This window comes from Odoribacter splanchnicus DSM 20712 (genome assembly GCF_000190535.1).
Classification (GTDB): Bacteria; Bacteroidota; Bacteroidia; order Bacteroidales; family Marinifilaceae; genus Odoribacter; species Odoribacter splanchnicus.
Map to the genome: position 1 here is coordinate 4,150,274 of NC_015160.1, position 18,253 is coordinate 4,168,526.

17 protein-coding genes, 2 tRNA genes and 1 pseudogene are annotated in these 18,253 nt (G+C 38.2%); 10 read left to right on the forward strand and 10 right to left on the reverse strand.

The features are described from left to right. Position 1: 1 nt before the first annotated feature. From ODOSP_RS17570 to ODOSP_RS20015, 5 genes and pseudogenes are all read left to right on the forward strand, one after another. The gene (locus tag ODOSP_RS17570) at positions 2 to 379 is read left to right on the forward strand and encodes a hypothetical protein (RefSeq protein WP_013613620.1); all 378 of its coding nucleotides are present in this window, start codon (positions 2 to 4) and stop codon (positions 377 to 379) included. A gap of 12 nt (positions 380 to 391) precedes the next feature. Continuing rightward, positions 392 to 841, forward strand: a complete 450-nt coding sequence (locus ODOSP_RS17575) for a hypothetical protein (RefSeq protein WP_013613621.1) — start codon at positions 392 to 394, stop codon at positions 839 to 841. Between the two features lie 80 nt (positions 842 to 921). Beyond that, positions 922 to 1,011: transfer RNA gene (locus ODOSP_RS17580), tRNA-Ser, on the forward strand. 173 nt (positions 1,012 to 1,184) lie between these two features. Beyond that, a pseudogene (locus tag ODOSP_RS20600) lies at positions 1,185 to 1,364 on the forward strand (IS256 family transposase); the annotation flags it as partial. 426 nt (positions 1,365 to 1,790) lie between these two features. Beyond that, a complete protein-coding gene (locus ODOSP_RS20015; protein WP_157741868.1) occupies positions 1,791 to 1,955 on the forward strand; it encodes a hypothetical protein in 165 nt (54 codons plus the stop codon). Between the two features lie 87 nt (positions 1,956 to 2,042). Here the strand turns inward: ODOSP_RS20015 and ODOSP_RS17590 are convergent, their stop codons facing one another. Beyond that, a complete protein-coding gene (locus ODOSP_RS17590; protein ID WP_013613623.1) occupies positions 2,043 to 2,816 on the reverse strand; it encodes a response regulator transcription factor in 774 nt (257 codons plus the stop codon). An 808-nt stretch (positions 2,817 to 3,624) separates the two neighbouring features. Here ODOSP_RS17590 and ODOSP_RS17600 point away from each other — a divergent pair. The 3 genes from ODOSP_RS17600 (at position 3,625) to ODOSP_RS17610 (ending at position 5,752) form a co-directional block, all read left to right on the forward strand. Next, on the forward strand, positions 3,625 to 3,975 hold the full coding sequence (locus ODOSP_RS17600) for an NVEALA domain-containing protein (RefSeq protein ID WP_013613625.1): 351 nt from the start codon (positions 3,625 to 3,627) through the stop codon (positions 3,973 to 3,975). A gap of 72 nt (positions 3,976 to 4,047) precedes the next feature. Then, positions 4,048 to 5,163: a 6-bladed beta-propeller gene (locus ODOSP_RS17605; protein ID WP_013613626.1), complete on the forward strand. Its 1,116-nt coding sequence runs from the start codon at positions 4,048 to 4,050 to the stop codon at positions 5,161 to 5,163. Positions 5,164 to 5,188: 25 nt separating this feature from the next. Further along, positions 5,189 to 5,752 (forward strand): hypothetical protein, encoded by a 564-nt coding sequence (locus ODOSP_RS17610; RefSeq protein ID WP_013613627.1) that lies wholly within the window; start codon positions 5,189 to 5,191, stop codon positions 5,750 to 5,752. Between the two features lie 205 nt (positions 5,753 to 5,957). On the opposite strand, the gene ODOSP_RS17615 is transcribed toward ODOSP_RS17610, so the two are convergent. Continuing rightward, positions 5,958 to 6,033, reverse strand: a tRNA-Arg gene (locus ODOSP_RS17615). Positions 6,034 to 6,191: 158 nt separating this feature from the next. Here ODOSP_RS17615 and ODOSP_RS17620 point away from each other — a divergent pair. Both ODOSP_RS17620 and dapA read left to right on the forward strand, forming a co-directional pair. Beyond that, complete coding sequence (locus ODOSP_RS17620; RefSeq protein ID WP_147347711.1) at positions 6,192 to 6,713, forward strand: DUF6913 domain-containing protein; 522 nt, start codon at positions 6,192 to 6,194, stop codon at positions 6,711 to 6,713. Position 6,714: 1 nt separating this feature from the next. After that, positions 6,715 to 7,596: a 4-hydroxy-tetrahydrodipicolinate synthase gene (gene dapA / locus ODOSP_RS17625; protein WP_013613629.1), complete on the forward strand. Its 882-nt coding sequence runs from the start codon at positions 6,715 to 6,717 to the stop codon at positions 7,594 to 7,596. Here the strand turns inward: dapA and ODOSP_RS17630 are convergent. The 8 genes from ODOSP_RS17630 to ODOSP_RS17665 all read right to left on the reverse strand — a co-directional run bounded on the left by ODOSP_RS17630 (position 7,593) and on the right by ODOSP_RS17665 (position 18,208). Beyond that, entirely contained in the window at positions 7,593 to 9,083 is a 1,491-nt protein-coding gene (locus ODOSP_RS17630) for a GldG family protein (protein WP_013613630.1), read from the reverse strand. The two genes, dapA and ODOSP_RS17630, sit on opposite strands and share 4 nt — an antisense overlap. A gap of 30 nt (positions 9,084 to 9,113) precedes the next feature. Continuing rightward, positions 9,114 to 9,836, reverse strand: a complete 723-nt coding sequence (locus ODOSP_RS17635; protein ID WP_041557632.1) for an ABC transporter permease — start codon at positions 9,834 to 9,836, stop codon at positions 9,114 to 9,116. Between the two features lie 7 nt (positions 9,837 to 9,843). Further along, a complete protein-coding gene (locus ODOSP_RS17640) occupies positions 9,844 to 10,767 on the reverse strand; it encodes an ATP-binding cassette domain-containing protein (protein WP_013613632.1) in 924 nt (307 codons plus the stop codon). A gap of 280 nt (positions 10,768 to 11,047) precedes the next feature. Further along, the gene (locus ODOSP_RS17645; protein WP_013613633.1) at positions 11,048 to 12,895 is read right to left on the reverse strand and encodes a hypothetical protein; all 1,848 of its coding nucleotides are present in this window, start codon (positions 12,893 to 12,895) and stop codon (positions 11,048 to 11,050) included. 11 nt (positions 12,896 to 12,906) lie between these two features. Continuing rightward, positions 12,907 to 14,769, reverse strand: a complete 1,863-nt coding sequence (locus ODOSP_RS17650) for a hypothetical protein (protein WP_013613634.1) — start codon at positions 14,767 to 14,769, stop codon at positions 12,907 to 12,909. A 299-nt stretch (positions 14,770 to 15,068) separates the two neighbouring features. Continuing rightward, positions 15,069 to 15,608 carry a hypothetical protein gene (locus ODOSP_RS17655; protein ID WP_013613635.1) on the reverse strand — a complete coding sequence of 180 codons (540 nt, stop codon included), beginning with the start codon at positions 15,606 to 15,608 and terminating at the stop codon, positions 15,069 to 15,071. A gap of 3 nt (positions 15,609 to 15,611) precedes the next feature. Beyond that, positions 15,612 to 17,042 (reverse strand): hypothetical protein, encoded by a 1,431-nt coding sequence (locus ODOSP_RS17660; protein WP_013613636.1) that lies wholly within the window; start codon positions 17,040 to 17,042, stop codon positions 15,612 to 15,614. Continuing rightward, positions 17,039 to 18,208 (reverse strand): hypothetical protein, encoded by a 1,170-nt coding sequence (locus ODOSP_RS17665; protein WP_013613637.1) that lies wholly within the window; start codon positions 18,206 to 18,208, stop codon positions 17,039 to 17,041. The genes ODOSP_RS17660 and ODOSP_RS17665 overlap by 4 nt, the downstream gene beginning before the upstream one ends. Between the last annotated feature and the right edge of the window lie 45 nt (positions 18,209 to 18,253).

An 18,253-nucleotide genomic window follows, 5' to 3' on the forward strand; every position in this document is an offset into this window, starting at 1 on the left:
CATGGAAAATTTTGACGATAAATATAAAAAGAAAAATCCGTTCACTGTACCTGAGGGGTATTTTGACGAATTGACCGGCCGAATTACCGGTCGGATAGAAAAACAGAAAGAAGTGAAAAAAAGTTCTTCTCTTCGCGGGTTGAAGCCTTATATGGGCTTAGTGGCTATTTTCTTTCTTGCTTTAATGGTGGTTCAGATTCTATTTCCCGGAGCGAAGAATACTGACTTGCCGGATATCGAGGGGGAAAATGCTATTGTACAGGAAATGGAAGCAGAGGATATTTTCGACAGCCAGTTTAATCCGACAAATGAAGAAATCATCGAATACCTGGCTTCTGAAGTAGATAATTATGAGATGATTCTGGCTGGAATTTATTAAGTAAATAAGAATATGAAGAATATAATTTTGATTGTGTTGCTGTTGTGGAGTGGGGTGGGCGTATGGGCTCAGGACAAATTGACCGACGAGAAACGGAAAGAATTCGATGCGCAGAAAGTCGCTTTCTTTACACAGGAATTGGACCTTTCCCCTGCTGAAGCAGCTGTTTTCTGGCCTTTGTACAATGAGATGCAGAAGAAAAACCGGGAAATAGAAGCCGATATGCGGAAAAGCTTTCATGAAGTGAGAAATGCGAAAGGACTGAAAGAAACCGATTATAAAGAAGCGATCGGGAAAATGTTGGGCTATGAAGCCCGGCTCCATGAAGTGAAGAAAGAATATTATCAAAAAATGATACAAGTCGTTCCTGCTTCGAAAATATGGAAACTCAGTGATGCTGAGCGAAAATTTCATCGACAGTTGTTCGATAAACTCCGCCGCGAATCCTGCTCTCAGAAATAAACCTAAAAAAATAGAGTAAAAGTTTGCAGGTTTGTCAAAAAGCACTACTTTTGTGATCGCAATTCAGCGCAGAACATCGAGGAGAGATGGGTGAGTGGCTGAAACCAACAGTTTGCTAAACTGTCGTACGGGTTACTGTACCGGGGGTTCGAATCCCCCTCTCTCCGCCAAATTAATGAAAGTTGTAAAAAGATCGGATTTTTTTCCGGTCTTTTTATTTTATCGGGTTCGAGCCGATAGTGTGGATGAGGGATCAATCGGAAAACTTGGAGATAGTGTTTCAAAAAGTGTGTAAATCCCAGTTTTATTATTTTTGTATTGGGAACTTCAAAAATGAATTATTATGGAATTTACACATGAACAAATTTCGGAAATAATCTCCGAAATCACAAATGGTGAACAAGGTTTACAGGGCTTGGGCAAACAAGGTTTTGAAAGTTTAATGCTCTCAGAGCGCAGTCTTCATAACTGCTCCCATCAGGACGTGAGCAACGGCTATCGTGATCGGCGGGTGTGTCACGAAGCTCAAACACTTTCCCACCATAGCACACTCGACGATCACAATAACCGAAGACAAATAAATAACGAAATAAACCTAGGTTTATTTTTTTCTATCTATTCCGATTTCGGGTTTTATACCGTCAGACCGGTTCGCCTGGACCGGTCCGCTAAGGCTTTCCTTCACTGACCGGCGGAACTCCTCACTACGTTCGTCAGACACCACCGGTCGGGCGTTCGGAAAACCTAACCGGATCCTCGTTCCCGCTCCAATGGTCTTCCGCCATAAAACCCTGCATCTCACGGCAGAGCTAACCGGCAAAGAAAATACAACCAGAAATTTGCAGTAGCAGGAAGCCGGACCGTCCGGATTATTTCCAGTGAGAATAAGCTTTCTTAAATCAAGACTAATCTGCAATTCAGTGATAACGTTAGTCGGAGGTGATCGGGATTGGCGACCATTGGAGCTCTGGCGAGTGTCGTCTTACTTTTTCTGAACGCCCGACCGGTGGTGTCTGACGAACGTAGTGAGGAGTTCCGCCGGTCAGTGATAGAAAAAGCCAGACGACCGACAGAAGCGACCAGGTCGCCAATTCCGATCACCGAAGACGAATAAGTAACGACAGAATAATTCTACATATATAAGTGTAAATATGTATATCACTGTCGAATCAAATTACCCGATAGGCCAATAAATTTGCTATCAACAGTTCTTACTCTTTATTGTCGAATCTATCAACAACCAATATCCTTTTCGGGTGTCGTTGCGTAAATTGATACCCTCACATTCTTCTAAAAGTTTTCTCAGTTTGGAGATTGTTTTTATCAATTGACTTTCCCAATTTACGTCTGTACTGTTCCAACCGATTTCTAAAAGCAAGTCTTTTTTTACCAATTGGTTAGGATTTTTGCATAGTACTGCTAATATTTTTCCTTCTAAAGTTGACAAAACTTTTTCTCTGCCCTTCATAAACAGTTTATTTGTTAAGGTATCAAAACTTAGCTGTTCTGTCAGATAGCATAAACGGGAACTGTTGTCTCGCAAGACACTTTTAAGTTTTACCACCAACTCTTCCATATTTCCCGATTTCACAATATACACCTTCGCCCCATTATCAAATCCTTTTTTTATATACTCAACATCGGTAAGTGAACTATAAAAAATCAGGGGTATTTGTAAATTTTCGGACTGTATCAGACTTGCAACCTCATAGCCGTTATATACCGGTATATCTACATCCAGAATAACCGCATCGAAAACATTTTGCTGAAATTCGTTCCACGCCTCCTTACCGTCTTTTGCCAATACAACCGCATACCCTTCTTCTTCCAGTTTCTCACCGACTATTTCGCGTGTCAGAAAATCATCTTCCGCATATAAAATTTTACCCGACATACTATAACTTTTGGCCATTTTATAATAAATATTGTTTTCCCATCTTCTTGTTTTCTGCACAAACACTTCTTTTGTAAACATCGGTCATTTTTTACAAATACCAGTCACAAACCAAATCCGGTCTGTCTCATCATTTATTTATCCCCCCTTGTAAAGCATTACACATTTTTTCATTGCCGCAACTAATGACATTATAAGCTTTTTTTAATTCATGTTCCCAATGGGCAACACCCAACGTCCGTACTTCAGCTATTTTCAAATCCACTTTCACTATATTCCATAACTACTACAAAAATATACAAAATTCTACGAAAAATATGTCCGTTATGACTAAATGCCAACCTACTATGTTAAACCATTTTCATACAACCGGTTGTAAATGCCCTCTTTGCCATACTGGCAAACTCTTCCTTACTACTAATTTGTATACAATATTGTCCTCCATAGATAAAAATTTCGTTCTCTGACTCCGAACCACAGAAAAAGTTTTCAGTAGCAACAATCCGTTCATCAGGTAACCGTAAGCACATTAGTAAAAAGAAAGGTTTATAATCCCGACAAATTTGTCTCTTTTAATCTTTACCGTTACTATTTAACCCGCCTTCTCATAACATTTTAACATTAGGGAATAATTGGGAATACCTTTCTTTTGATTTCCCTAAAAAAGTTGTATATTTTTGTAACGATAAGCAATGTTAAACTAAGGAGAAACAGGATGGATGGCTGAAAAACTCTACCAAAGCAAAATAGCCACCCTCCCACTGTTCCTCCAATACAGGAAAGGAGACCGCAAATGTATTGATTTTTTTAGTATAATTTACTACAAGGTGGTGAATGTACGATTTACGAGTAAAATAAAAATATTTCAAAACCAACAATTTAAAAAGAAATGAAAAATAAATTCAGACAAAATATTGTAATTGGAGTAATTGCAATTGTTGGAACAATGGGATATAATCTCAGTATTAATCAAGAAAATGAAAATGTTCGACTTATAACAGGTAATATTGAAGCATTGGCAGAAGAAGAAGGCGGATTGGATTGCAACTACAATCGTCATCCATCGCAATGTGAAATTTATGTTGGCGCCAAAGGTAAAGTCAAATTATTGGGTGGTTCTATAATCAGTGCAGGAGTAGATGGGTATGTAAGATTTGACGGGCAAGTAGCTTGCAGCCGTGGAGGTGATTTTGCCTGTACGCCCATAGAATGCAAAGAACTTTACGAAATTATTTTCTAATCATAATACACAGAGTATCTAACAAATATGAAACAATTTGTTAGATACTACTTACGAATTAAAAGTAAATGTATGAAAGTAACCTATCTCTTCAATTTCATAATATTAATTCTTTTAGGCTCTTGTATATCAAAAGAATTAATAAAAGAAGCTAATGAAAAATTTGTAATAGATATTAATCGGCAGGATAAAATCACAAATTTTTTTAATGCTTATCACACTATTGCTTTGGAAACCACTCCAAACAATTTAATAGGAGGAATTGATAAGATAGTTCTTCAAAACGAACATATATATATTCTTGATAAAAAACAAGCCACCATTTTTATTTTTACCCATAACGGGAAATACCAAAATAAAATAGCCAATCAAGGAAGAGCTCCGGGAGAGTACCTTTCCATTTCCGATTTTGAGGTCTATGACTCTCATGTTTATTGCCTTTCACGAACAAATCAGAAAATATTCAAATATGATACCAACGGTGTTTTTCAAAATACTATACAAGTGAATGATTGGTATGATTGTTTTCATATTCAGAACGATAGTACCATCTATTTATTTTCTGATTATTCAAATAATCAATTATACAATTATGTCGTGTACAATCCTATAACAAAAGAAATTATCAATCGATTAGACAAGTTTAAAAAAAATCAAGGGTTCAGTTTTGAATATTCCCCCTTTCATTGTCTCGATAGTAATTTATTGGTTAGTGAACAATACGAACATACAATCTTTTCATTAACTTCCCAAGAAAAGAAACCTTTATACTCTTTTATATTCAATACCAGTGATCAAATTCCCCCGTTCATATATACTGATAGAGAAAAAACATATCATTTCCTACAAGGGAAAGAGACTCTGAGAAGAATAAAAGGATTATATATTTCGCAAGGGACATTGAATATTGTATATTCTATTTTTTATAAAAATTCCGGGATAAAAGACTTTATTTCAAAAATTGATACAGCAACAAAAGAAGTGAAAACGATAAAACTGGGTGATGATTTTTTTCCAGAATACCCTTTCTTATATAGCGCATTTTGTGTATATCAAGATCAAATAATTTCATATATTCCAGCCCTATTAGCATTGAATGTCGACAAACAATATGGATTAAACCAATTCACTTCAATCTCTTTAAAAGAAACGGATAATCCTGTCCTCATTTTCCACCATCTAAAATAAACTTAAGCAATTTCTCCCAAATAGCATGAAATATGTCATAATAAATTTTCTGTTAGCTTGTTTGTCAATAACCATGGGATGTACTTCCTCTAAAAAAGAAATCAAACAGGTTGTCGAACATTGGATGGGAAAAGAGATTGTTTTTCCATCCAATTTGACCATGAAAATATATGGAAAAGATACTTTAGATTATTCATTACTAAACCATAAGTATAAAATACTCCATTATGTGGATACAAATGGTTGCCATGAGTGCCAATTGAAATTCTATGAATGGCAAAGATTGCAAAAACAAATCGACAGTTTGCAAACAGATATTGCCATTGTCTATGTGGTATTCGCCAAGCATTATCATCCTGTTGAAGTCAGTCAGCAATTGAATCGGTTTGGTACCCCCATCATCTACGATTCTTTGGGAATCATGGACAAGCAAAATAACTTGTCCTTCAATCCACGGTATAAAACCTTCTTATTAGATTCGATGAATCATGTCATAGGAATCGGAAATCCAGTAACAAATAAGCAGGTGTGGGAATGGTATAAGATAAAAATAGGTGACATTCGAAAAAAGGAAACCATAACACAATAAACAAGCCCTGTAATATATCGTGAAAAAACATAGACAGTTATATACATATTTACACTTATAAACCTACATTTGGGGTAAACATGTATATAGATGCGTTAATTAATTCTGATAAGGGAAAAAGTAACCCACTGCCCCGTCCCTGGGAGTCTATAAAAAACTCCCGAAAATTTTAATTTTCAGGAGTTTAATTTTTTGCTTTTTGAACTGGTGAACTCGGCGGGAGTCGAACCCACAACCTCTTGGGCCGTAACCAAGTGCTCTATCCATTAAGCTACGAGTCCGTGTCTTATCTCTAAAGCGGTGCAAAGATATGTACAAAAATAATACTGTGCAAGCTTTTTGTTGTTTTTTTTATGACAAAGTGATTTTTTGTAGAAGATATAACAAAGCAGGGGGAATCATTATTTTATTACTATTTTTGTCTGAGAATATTAGAAGTATGAAAAAGATTTTGAACAATCTCCTTCATCGTCTGAAGGAAGATTCACTGAATAAGCGTGTCGGGAACAGTACCAGGGAGGTAGAGTATAAGGAGAAGAGGGAGATAAAAACTTGTCTGGTGTTTTGGAGTGCCGATACCGATCAGAACAAATGGTTCCGGAAATTGGAATCCGATTTTGCCGGGGTGAAAATGGATAAACTGTGTTTTATTCCGGATGGGATCGAGATGCTGGAAACGGATGATTGGGTGGCGGTACGGAATGCTGATTTAGGATTCGGTGGCAAGATACGGAACGGGCGTTTGATCGCTATGCTGGGCTGTAAATATGATTTGTTTATCGATCTGAATAAGGAAACAACTGCATTAATCAAATTTGTATTACAACATACTCAGGCTTCTTGTATTGTAGGGATGAAAAAGGAGGGAGGAGTGGCCGATATTGTGATCGACGAAGTGACCGAACCTTTCGGCCTTGTAAATAAATTGAACGTAATATTATCGGGGATAAACAAATACTAACATGGACAGACTTATCGGTACAGGAGTGGCCTTGGTTACTCCATTCGACGAACAGCAACGAATAGACCGGGAATCTCTGTACCGTCTGGTGAATTATGTCATCGACGGTGGGGTGGATTTTTTGGTGGCATTGGGAACTACGGCAGAGACTGCGACTTTATCGGCCGACGAAAGAGCGGTGGTGGTACATACGATTCTCGAAGCCAATCAGGGGCGTCTTCCCGTGATTGCCGGTATCGGAGGGAATAATACGGCGGAGGTGATCCGTGAACTTCAAACGGCCACCTGGTTGAAAGCTTGTCAGGGTATACTGAGCATAACTCCTTGTTATAACAAACCGACTCAAAGGGGGCTTTACGAACATTTTAAAGCGATTGCCGCTGCTTCGCCGCTGCCTTTGTGTTTATACAATGTTCCGGGGAGGAGTGGGGTGAATATGGAAGCTGCGACTGTAGCGGCTTTGTCACACGATTGTCCCAACATTATCGCTGTGAAGGAAGCTTCCGGCCGTTTCGATCAGGCTACGGCTATTCTAAAATCCAAACGGGCCGATTTCGCTGCTTTGTCCGGTGAAGATGCACTGTTGTTGCCTCTGATGTCACTGGGATTCGAAGGCGTGATCTCGGTGATTGCCAATGTACTTCCGAACGATTATGCCTGTCTGGTGAAAAGTGCGTTGCAGGGAGATTATCCGACTGCCCGTCGCATCCATTTGGACAGGGCCGAACTTTGTAAAGCTTTATTTGAAGAAGGAAATCCGGCAGGCATAAAGGCTGCTTTACATGCTGCCGGCATTATTCGTCAAAATACCCTGCGTTTACCTTTAACTCCGGTGAGTGACGCTCTTTATAATAAAATCATCGGACTGTTGAAACTTCATTAATCGATATAACCTGGATGAGAACGGTCCTCCCGTTTTCTCAGGTTACGTTTGTATCGGTAAAAGGCGATTCCCAGAATAATCAGGATCGGTAAAAGGAAATTGATGTACTTCAACACTTCCCGGCTGGTGTCTCCGACAGGTTCCAGTACCGGGAAGGTGGTGAATTTATTTCGCAACTGAATCAGCCCGGAATTGTCTGCCAGCCATTCGATAGAATTTAAAGCAAAAGTGATGTTGTCCGTATGGCCGTCGATAGCCGACTGGTTGATCAGGAAATCGGCATCGGTGATGGTGACGATGGCACTGTTGTTATCGTCGTTCGTCAGTAAGGCTGCGACGATATTGTGCGGACGGTTGAAATCGCGCTGGGTCCATTGCTTTTCCAGATCGAAACATACCGGAGCTTGCTGCACTCCCGAAATGGAGGAACTTTGTGCCAGAGGAGTGAAAATATAAGGCGTCGGGGTTTTGATCTGTTCTATACTGCTGGCAAACATGAGTAGCATGGACCGTAGGCCGTAAGTAATCGTATGCTTGCTGAAATTGGTGATCACCGGGCAATACGGGAAACTGACACTACGCTGGAATTTCAGATAACCGTATTGTTGTTCGAAATTACATACCCCGCAATTATTGTCGATGATAAAGTCGTTCCTGATTTTCAGTCCTTTTTTCTCGAGCATATCTTCCACGCCTGTGGAATTGATGTATCCATTGTTCGGATGATCCAACAGTCCGATTGCATGATTCAAAGCGATGAAAAGCCGTCCGCCTTTGGAAAGAAATTTTTCCAGTTGGGCGATTTCATAGGGGGAAAAGTTGTCTTTGGGATTGATCAGGCAGAGTACATTACAATCTTCATAAGTGTTCAGATTCAGATCTACAACCGTAATGTCCGTCAGATGAGATAGTTCGTCGACCAGTTCCGACATTAAGTTAAGGGTCGTTTCGCCGTGTCCGCGAACAAAACCGATCCGGGGTTTGATGGTATCGGAGGCTTGTTTCAACATCCGGGTAATTTCATATTCAATGGGTGTATTGAATGAAATGTTGGGGAGTACGGTCTTGTTGTTGCCGATATGAAATACAGCTCCGCAATAAATTTTCTGGATTTTCTCCAGATCCCTTTCCCGGATCTCGTTGAATGACGGGATAATTCCTTCCTGGGTCGCTTTAAATTCCTTTTCTGTGTTATCCGGGTAAATGGTGTTTATCGTAAAACTGACATTACTGAGAGATTTATATTCCTTCAGCAATGAACGGAATTCTTTTACCAGCTTTTTCGTATCCTGGGGCAGATCTTCGGTGACATAAAAATCGACAACAATGGGTTCGACGTTATTACGGATACTGGTCTTGCTGACTTTACTCAGGGAATAACGTTTGGTTTTGGTAAAATCCCAACGGAAAAAAATGAAAAAAGAGAAAATATTCACGAGTAATATTACTGTGAGAATGGATATAATATCTTTTATAATTTTCTTCATACAGATCGTGACATTGTAAAGATTGAAATATTAAAATCGGCTCTTACATATGAAAAACTTCGATAAAGCCAGAAAAACCGTGATGACCGATCCGAAATAAATAATATCCCGGGAATCCAGTATGCCTCTTGACAACGAATCAAAATGTTCTTCCATAGAGAGATAACTGAATAGATCTGCAAAAATGCCGGTCCCGATCTGTTCAGCAAACATGCCGAATAAAAATTGGAAACACAAACCGATACCGAGGCTGATGAAAAAAGCCGATACGGCAGTACGGGACAAGGAAGAGGAGAAGATGCCGATACAGATATAACATGCACTCATCTCGATCAGGCCCAGATAGCCTAAAAGGACTGCTCCATGATCCACCTCTCCTAAGAAAGAGAGCGTAATATAATAGGGTAGTGTCAGGGCCAATGCCAGTGTCGTGATAATTAAATTGGAAAAGAATTTACTACAAAGCAGGTCGGCTGTTTTTATAGGCTTGGTCAGCATTAATTCGATCGTTCCGTTTCTTTTTTCGTCGGCAATACTTTTCATGGTGAGGGCTGGAATCAGAAAAAACTGTGTCCAGTTGATAATACCGAATACCTGCATCATATTGGCCTGTCCGATGTATAAAAGATTATTACTGGAAAGCCATGAAAAAAATCCGCAAACACAGAAAAACAGGGTATACCCGATATAGATACTCCATGAATTGAATGTTGTGGCTAATTCTTTATGAACGAGTATTTTAACCGTATTCATAACCATTTTAATTTTTAGTTACCTGGCGGAAGATATCTTCCAGACGAGTTTCCACGGGAGTCATTTCGCTGATATACCAGTTATTTTGGCAACAAATATCGAAAATCTTTTTCTCAATTTCAGTAGCCCGCTCACATTGGATTTCAAAATGATGCGGAGTGGAGGAAATGATGTTTTCCAGTTCCGGAATCAATGCCAGTTCGTTGTAGATATCTTCGTCTTCTCCGCCCTGAATACAAATCTTCAGTAGCTTGCCTTTATCGGATTTGTTGCGCAGTTCGGCAGAAGTTCCGTCAGCGACGATTTTTCCTTTATTGATGATCAGCACCCGGTCACAGGTCGCTTCGATCTCTGCCAGGATATGTGAACTCATGATCACCGTTTTTTCCCTGCCGATATTTTTGATCAGTTCCCTGATTTCGACGATCTGATTCGGATCGAGTCCGGTGGTCGGTTCGTCGAGCAGCAATACCTCCGGATCATGGATCAACGCCTGGGCCAATCCTACCCGCTGGCGATAGCCTTTGGATAACTCCCGGATGGTTTTGTGTTTTTCATTGTCCAGGCCACACATCCGGATCATGTCCATGACTTTGGGGATGATCTTATATTTGGGAATATTGTGTACCCGGGCGATGAAATCCAGAAAATCGATCACATTCATCTCTTCGTAGAGTGGATTGTGCTCGGGTAGATAACCGATGATTTGTTTGATTTTATAGGGGTTTTTATGGATGGAATATTTACCGATACGGATGTTTCCATAATCCGGAAATAGAAAGCACGACATGATCTTCAGGGTGGTGGTTTTACCGGCACCGTTCGGTCCCAGAAATCCCAGAATCTCTCCTTTTTTGACTTCGAAGCTCACAGAGTCTACTGCTTTCTGATAGCCGAAAGACTTTGTCAGATTTTCAACCACAACATCCATATTGCACCTTTTTAGTAACCTTTTGTTCGACACGAAGTATTATCGTGTAACAAATATAATCAGGAAGCGACTAATCGGTGAGGGTTTAACAATCTTTAACCGCAGATTTCCTGTGGATTTTGCTAAAGCGGGAATTGACGCGAATTTTATTTTTGTGAAATTAAATGAGCGTTTAGGATTTTAAAGTTTTCCTTCTGTGTTTTTAGTCCGTAAAGAAGAGGTCCTTCCTCCGGGATTAAAAATATTTTAATGCAATAAATCCAGTATCCTCCACCTTAAATCACCAAAAGTGTGCTTTTCCGTTTTCCCACGTAAAAATCCGTTCTTCCTGTCCCAGGGTATGGTTGCGCAACCAATATAATCCGTTGCTGGGGACGTCGTCGTATTCGATGTAAGTGCCGGTAGCTGTTTTTATGCCCATAGAAATCCATCCTTGGGGGAAATCATAATAAAATAATTCATATTGATTATCAGGGAAAATCCCATTGGCATCATTCCGCGGGAGATACCGGATTTGTGATAAGGCCACAGGTTTACCGAAATCCATGCCCACCCATTCCGGAATCATACACATACTGAGCGGGTCCGGATCGAAGAGTTCGTTTGTTTTAGTCGAATCCATTCCGATGATTTTTCCTTTTATTTCTTGCTTGTGCTTATCGTAAAAGCGAAGGTCCGACAGATGGGCCCTCCAGGCCTCATTGGCTACGAATCGCCAGTACCTGTAAGACAAAGTGGTATCGATCGGAATAAATTGATAGCGATAATCGGGCTTGTGGCGGATCGTGCAGATGGAATGAGGAGATTTGAAATCCGGATTGTCGGCGGCTTCGAAATGTGAATCGATAAAAGCGGAGTACCAATAGTCGCTTTCTCCTCTGTTAGGATATTTCCTGACGAGCTTCATATACTGTAAAGAGTCTTTGTTGGCAATAATCGGATGCACAGTTCCGTCGGAGTATAATATGAGAGGAGGAGCAAAAGGGACCATTTCTTTTTTGTCGGTATAATGAACCGGCAGGTAGACAATATCTTTTCCCATTTTGGGAAAGACAATCTCCTGTCCGGCGGGTTTGCTGCAGGCAATGGGCTGCCAGCTTAAATCGTTGAAAATAGCGAGATAACCGTGTCGAATATTCCTGATCCCCGGGGCTGACAATCTGATTTCGGAAGTGGGGATATAAAGGTCTGTGACGTCTTTATTGAAGGGATCGAGAAAAAAATAGGGAACATATTCTCTTTTCCCCGGTTTAGCTGTCGGATTATGTGAATAGGTCCGTCGGTAAATTTTGGGTGCTTTATAGATTCCCACCTGATATACCTGGGTGGAGTTGATTCGGGGATCGATAGCGGTAGCCCAATAGTGACGACCGTTTCGATTTGCGAAATGGGGAATAAAATCGATTGCAGACGGTACGCCCAGTATCCGTAATACAAACAAATTGGCTTTACTGGTCGGGATGCAGTCTGATTTAAAATTCTTTAAATCGGGTTCCGGGATTTTTTTGTCTAACATGAATAGAAAAGTGCGAAATCTGTTTTCGATTTGAGAGATCGAATGACGAAAATTATCGTAATAAGTCGAGTAGGTTTCCAGGTTCTTTTGCAGAGGAGAGATTGAATCGCGCCAATAATCGAGCGGTTCGTTTTCAACCCGGTAAGGCAGGAGATATTCCTTGAAATTTTCGAAATCGACACCTTCATTCCAGGGCCGGGTTTGCCATTGGTTAAAAGCGAGTTCGATTTGATGGATCAGAAAATCGGCTTTTATGTATTTGACATCTTCTTGTATATCCAGTTGTTGCCTATAGCCGATATGATCGAAGGGGACCATTTGGATGATTTTTTTTTCATAATAGGGACAATTTTTGAGTAAACCGAGTTGCTCGTTATAGGATTTCATGTATGGACCGCCGAAGGTATAATGACCGGGCATATTCTCGATCAGAAAGATACTTGCTTTCAGTTTCAGGCTGTCGGCAGGATCTTGAGAATAATGGTCGAGTACTTTTTCCAGTTCTGCCCTGTTCGTACCGCTGTAATCCAGTACAGCTTTCAGACGGGAAGAATAGTTGCTGCAGCTATAGGCGGTCACTAACCAGAGAAGTATAATTGTCTTTTTTTTCATATCGTTCGGTTTTACCAAAATCTGATTTTTCCATTTTCATAAGTAAACAGGCTACCGTTTCTGTTTCGGGTTCTGTCTTTTACCTGAAAAAGGGCTGATGAGGGGACTCGATTGAATTCGATGACATGGTCGGTAGCGGTTGTTACTCCTGCTGTTTGCCATTGGCCTTCGTCAAAATAACATAGCTCGTATTCGTGACCGACACAAATGTTCTCGCCGTCGTTGAAGTTCAGATAAACGATCTCCGAAACGGATACCGGATGGCCGAAATCATAGCCGAACCATTTCCGGATGGCCTTATTGCTAGCGGGGTCGTGGTCGGTCAGATTACGATAGAAGGTCGTGTCCGGACCGATAGGAACGCCATGAAGTGCTTCGCCTGAAGAGTCATAGAAATGGAGTTCGGCGAGATTCGAAATTCCGAACTGTGGACTGATCCGCCAATAGCGTTTTTTATAATGCTTGTCGGGGCGTATGGTATCCTGGTAATAATAAGGTGATTCCTGGATGGTAAATACGGTGTCAGCGTGGAGAAAAACACTGTCGTCTGCGCATTCGATACGGGCATTCTTCAGGTAATATCCCATATAATCGGTTTCGGCGGAATAGGGTTGTAACCTCCTGATATGCAGAGCTTGCAAATGAGTTTTATCAGTTCGGAACGGTGTAATTTGGCCGTTATTGTTCAGTATAAACGGTGGGGCGAAAGCTTGTATCCGGTTATCGGGATAATATACCGGTAAATAGATACAATTTCGTCCCAGTTTGTTGAAATATCCCTTTCCCTTTTGGATAGGGCTATAGGCTACAGGCTGCCAGGTTACATCATCGTAAACTGCCAGATAAGCATACTCAGTATGGACGGTTGCCGGAATATCGATACTGATGTCTGCCGTATGCAGATAAAGATCGGTAACATCTTTATTGAAAGGATCCTTAAAAAAAGGAGGGACATATTCCTTGGTCTCCGGCAGGGGATTTGAGGAAAAGGTTTGCCGGTAGATTTTACCGATTCGTAAATTGGCTATAGAACTCGTATTGATATGATTGATCCGCGGGTCTTGGGTGTAAAGCCAATAAGTGACTTTATCCTGGCGTCGCTGGATAGCTGAAAAGTCGGTTGCAGCCGGAATACCGGCAACCCTGTATTGTATCAAAGAGGCTTTTGTATTGTTCGGGTCCAACATTAGCAGATTGTAGAGTTCCTTGTCGTTTTGTGGAGGAAAGGAAGAAAAATTCTGTTTTGCCAGATATTGATTAAGAGCCTGGATGGAATGCCGGCAATCGTCGTAGTAACATTTGGCATATTCGATGCTTTGCCAGAAGGTGGAATCCAATAGGAGTGTGCTCAGTTCTTCGGGCATTTCACGGCCGATCCGGTAAGGCAGAAGATATTCACAAAAAGTTTCGAAATCGATATGAGCGAGCCAGGGGCAGGAAGTCTTTAAGGCAAAAACGGCTCGAATATGCCGGATTAAAAAGTCGGCTTTTATCTGTTTGATATCCTCAACCGGTGTAAAATCGGGACACAAACCAGGATGTTCTGCCGGATAAGTCAAAAGTATTTTCCGGGTGAGAGGTGACAGGTTTTTCAGCGTATCCAGCCGTTTTAAATAAGATTGAAAGTCTTTCGGTGAGGGGCTCCAATGACCGGGCATGTTTTCAATCAGGAAAATTGCAGCTTTTAAGTACAGACTATCCGATGGATTTTGAGAGAAATGATGTAATACCTTTTCCAGTTCCTGGCGGTTAGAGCCGCTTAGACTCAATGCTTTTTCCAGACGGGGATTATCGTTTCCTGTCCGATTACAGCTTATCCATATAAATAAGCAACATCCGAAAATCCAGCCTGTTCTCCAACTTTTGATTGGCATATTCTTTTATCCTTTATGTTTTTCATTTCAAATATAAACAAAAAAAAGTTTTTTTACGTTTCCAAATGAAAGCTATTGTTTTTAATCGGTTATCATGCGATTTAATTGTCTAAATAAGCTTTGAGGATTTGAAAATTATCTTCGCGTGCCTTTAACCGTAAAATACTTTCGCATCATTTGAGATACAATATAAATCAACAGGCTCCAGTATTTTATACCTTTTTATTAAATTTTCATTCCAATTCCAAAAAGTATCTTGGTAAAGACGATCATTTCTTTGTTATGTAGGCTAGTAATAGTTATTTGGCAGAATTATTTATTGTTCTTAAATATAGATTCCAAAGTTTTTCATTTTTTATTGGGTTTCCAATAATTAAGACCCGATTATCTTGATTAAGTAAAAATGTTTGATATTCTATTTGCTCTGGAAAATTGTTGATTTTATTGATATTATTTTTGCTGTCATAAAATATAGGGTAATCGAATTTATTTTTTTTACATATGATATCAATTTTTTTGGGATTAGGAGTTTGCACAACAAAGATAAACGATAAACTATCGGTATATTTTTGACTTTCTTTAATTAATTTATACCATTCGTATAACTGGAGTTTACATTCTGTACATGCTGTGGAATCAACATATAAAAGAATTTTATATTTCTTGTTGAGTAAATAATTACATGCAGTATCTTTACCCATGATTTTTGATTGGAGTGAATATGGAAAAATAATTTCTTTATTTTGCCATTCTTTTACTATTTGAGATATTTCTTTATTTGTATAACCACATGAAATACAAAGAAAAAAAAGGAATATTTTAAAATATTTTAATTTCATGATTCAATTATCGTTTAATAAATTAAAAATTTTCTTTTGTGCGTGTTGAATCCTTTGTAAAAATTGTGTATCACTACTATTATGAAGGTATTCCAAAATATATTGTTCAGGATAATAGGGTTTGCTACTATGATCATTGAATTGTTGCTCAATGTCCATATAGCAATTAAGTTCTTGAATGGCTTTTTGCGTTGGGATAGGTTCTGGTAGATGTTGAAATATTTCAGAATTGTATTTGCCACATGGATTTATTGCTGCATATTTTATTATATTTTCGAATTGTTTGTTGGTATGGAAAGTTATTGGTTTGTATGTTTGACATACAAATGCTTCTTTTTCTTGTAAACAATTTTTCGCAGGATTACGTCTTGACGGTTTTTCGATGGCGACAAATTTATTACTCATGTTATGTTTCCATATTGTTTTTTGTAAACAAGATGCTATATAAGGATAATTGTTAGCATCATATTCAATGCTGATTTCTGCTTGAGTGAGAAAGGGGGGATTTGCCCTTTTTAGATTTGTCAATAATATTAAATTGTATTCAATATTATCAAACTGTATTTTTTTTAAACGTCCTTGACAAATTGTGAGTGTCCCATTACAAAAAATACGTGTATTGGAGGGAAATGCATCTTTTTTTGTTTGAAAAGAAAAAACGTAATTTTCATTTTCATATTCGATCAAGTGGTAATTGTAACTGGAATTTTGAAAGAATAAAGGACCGAATTTTAATGTTGCTCTAATTAATGTAAATATTTTTTGGACACCAGCGTCGTAGTTTATAACTGAACCATTTATTGCGATATGATGTAGTGTATCAGAACCGTTAGGTTCTAAATTATAACTTCTGGCCGTGTATTCAGGTACGAATGAAAATTTGTAATTCAAATCCCATTTACCTTTCGCTTTTGTATTTCCGGTAGTAAAAAAATAACCATATTCTTTTCGTAATTCTACTGCTTTATTTTTACATTCTGTAATTTTCATATACAGCCCTCTACCATATATAGAATATGTATGGCCTGTTGGATGAGATTTCAGATAACTAGCTGCTTTTTTTAAAATTTTAGTTGGATGAATTCCTTTTACATTGGCTTCGGTTAATAAATATTGTTTTTCTTGAAGTGTAATTGTTGTGTCATGCAAAAGTTCGGAAATAGGTATAAGAACTGAATAATAGCCTAGTGCTTGTAATTGAACAGAATCTTTAGAATTAAAATTTTCTATATTGATTATGCACTCACCGTCCTCATTGGTTGTCTCAAGTAAGTATTTTGTACTATTTTGTAATAAATATACTCCAGGAAGCCTTTGCTTTTGAGAATCTATTACTCTTATGTTTATGGATATTGGACTTGTATTCGACCCAAAACAAATGAGATTATTTCCCAATGTACACAGAAGAATTGTGAATAAAAAAATTGATTTCATAAATCATTTAAATTGAAACGGTAAATAATCATTTGCTCGTTATCATAATCCAATGGACCTGAAGCATAAAACCAAGGAGATATGTATCCTAGGAATGTGAAATTTTTAGGAGTTTGATAATCTGCAATTAAACAGTTTTGTTGGTAAACCTGTAATCCATCATAAGGAGAATGTTCCCCTTTTCTATAAGTTCTAAAGACTAGATCATGATGTGGGTCTATTACTATTGAGTGATAATAACCGAATTTATTTCTATCCTTGGAAAAATTATGTGAAGCATCATTTAAAGTAAAATATTGCTTATAATTTTGATTCATGTCTTTTCCTGCAATTCCAAAAGAAGTAATTGTTGTATCGCCTAAATTCATACAATATATAAGAGAATCTGCTTCATAAGAATAGAGAAATCTTTTTTCATAGGTGTCAAATAATGAAAACTTGAAATTAACAAGATTTTTTTGTTTTTGGTATATTAGAGGGTAGTTGCAAATTAGTTTTTCAACTTTTCCACTATCTATGGATAATAAAGCCATAGTTAAATTTTCACTATAATATAATCCAGTGTTCTTACCTTCATAACCATTTATATATTTTGTGTCTGAACTAACTGGGAATAATAGATAATTTTCTCCCCATTGGCGAAGTCTGTTTTTTGTGTACTCAACCTCATACAATCCAGTATCTTCGGGTTGAGGGTTTTTTAAAAGTTGTTTTAATGATTTTTGTGAATTCCAGTTTATCCGATATTGATTGATTTTTCTAAAACAAGAGTCTAAAAGGAATAAATTCCATTGCTCATCCATTATGAAAAATCTGTTGTTTGTAATAGGAGTTATTTGGTCGATTCCTAACACTTCATTTGGGCCTCTTCCTTGGCTTAATTTTGAGGTTATATAATGTCCTTGGTTATCGTAAAACAGAATAGAACTAAGGGTTCTGTCTGAGAATCCAATTTTATCATTATAAATGAAAAACTCCCCTTCCATTGAAGATTCTTTCCCATCTAATTTTAGGGTATCTAGTTGTAATATTCCTGTTGCTTTTAGATTTTGACAAGATAAATTTTTAATAGTCTTGTAGTTTATTTTATGTTCATTTTTATATTCTGGTTTTGAACAAGCAATTAGAAATGGTATTGTTATAAGTGTAAAAAATAATATTTTCATGACTTTTTTTTTAAGTTAGAAAGGAATACTTTCCTTTCTAACAAA

Bases quoted from the DNA above. Each gene is read 5' to 3' on its own strand.
- ODOSP_RS17570 (WP_013613620.1), top strand. From the start codon at position 2: ATGGAAAATTTTGACGATAAATATAAAAAGAAAAATCCGTTCACTGTA.
- ODOSP_RS17575 (WP_013613621.1), top strand. From the start codon at position 392: ATGAAGAATATAATTTTGATTGTGTTGCTGTTGTGGAGTGGGGTGGGC.
- ODOSP_RS17590 (WP_013613623.1), bottom strand. From the start codon at position 2,816: ATGTTTACAAAAGAAGTGTTTGTGCAGAAAACAAGAAGATGGGAAAAC.
- ODOSP_RS17600 (WP_013613625.1), top strand. From the start codon at position 3,625: ATGAAAAATAAATTCAGACAAAATATTGTAATTGGAGTAATTGCAATT.
- ODOSP_RS17605 (WP_013613626.1), top strand. From the start codon at position 4,048: ATGAAAGTAACCTATCTCTTCAATTTCATAATATTAATTCTTTTAGGC.
- ODOSP_RS17610 (WP_013613627.1), top strand. From the start codon at position 5,189: ATGAAATATGTCATAATAAATTTTCTGTTAGCTTGTTTGTCAATAACC.
- ODOSP_RS17620 (WP_147347711.1), top strand. From the start codon at position 6,192: ATGAAAAAGATTTTGAACAATCTCCTTCATCGTCTGAAGGAAGATTCA.
- dapA (WP_013613629.1), top strand. From the start codon at position 6,715: ATGGACAGACTTATCGGTACAGGAGTGGCCTTGGTTACTCCATTCGAC.
- ODOSP_RS17630 (WP_013613630.1), bottom strand. From the start codon at position 9,083: ATGAAGAAAATTATAAAAGATATTATATCCATTCTCACAGTAATATTA.
- ODOSP_RS17635 (WP_041557632.1), bottom strand. From the start codon at position 9,836: ATGAATACGGTTAAAATACTCGTTCATAAAGAATTAGCCACAACATTC.
- ODOSP_RS17640 (WP_013613632.1), bottom strand. From the start codon at position 10,767: ATGGATGTTGTGGTTGAAAATCTGACAAAGTCTTTCGGCTATCAGAAA.
- ODOSP_RS17645 (WP_013613633.1), bottom strand. From the start codon at position 12,895: ATGAAAAAAAAGACAATTATACTTCTCTGGTTAGTGACCGCCTATAGC.
- ODOSP_RS17650 (WP_013613634.1), bottom strand. From the start codon at position 14,769: ATGCCAATCAAAAGTTGGAGAACAGGCTGGATTTTCGGATGTTGCTTA.
- ODOSP_RS17655 (WP_013613635.1), bottom strand. From the start codon at position 15,608: ATGAAATTAAAATATTTTAAAATATTCCTTTTTTTTCTTTGTATTTCA.
- ODOSP_RS17660 (WP_013613636.1), bottom strand. From the start codon at position 17,042: ATGAAATCAATTTTTTTATTCACAATTCTTCTGTGTACATTGGGAAAT.
- ODOSP_RS17665 (WP_013613637.1), bottom strand. From the start codon at position 18,208: ATGAAAATATTATTTTTTACACTTATAACAATACCATTTCTAATTGCT.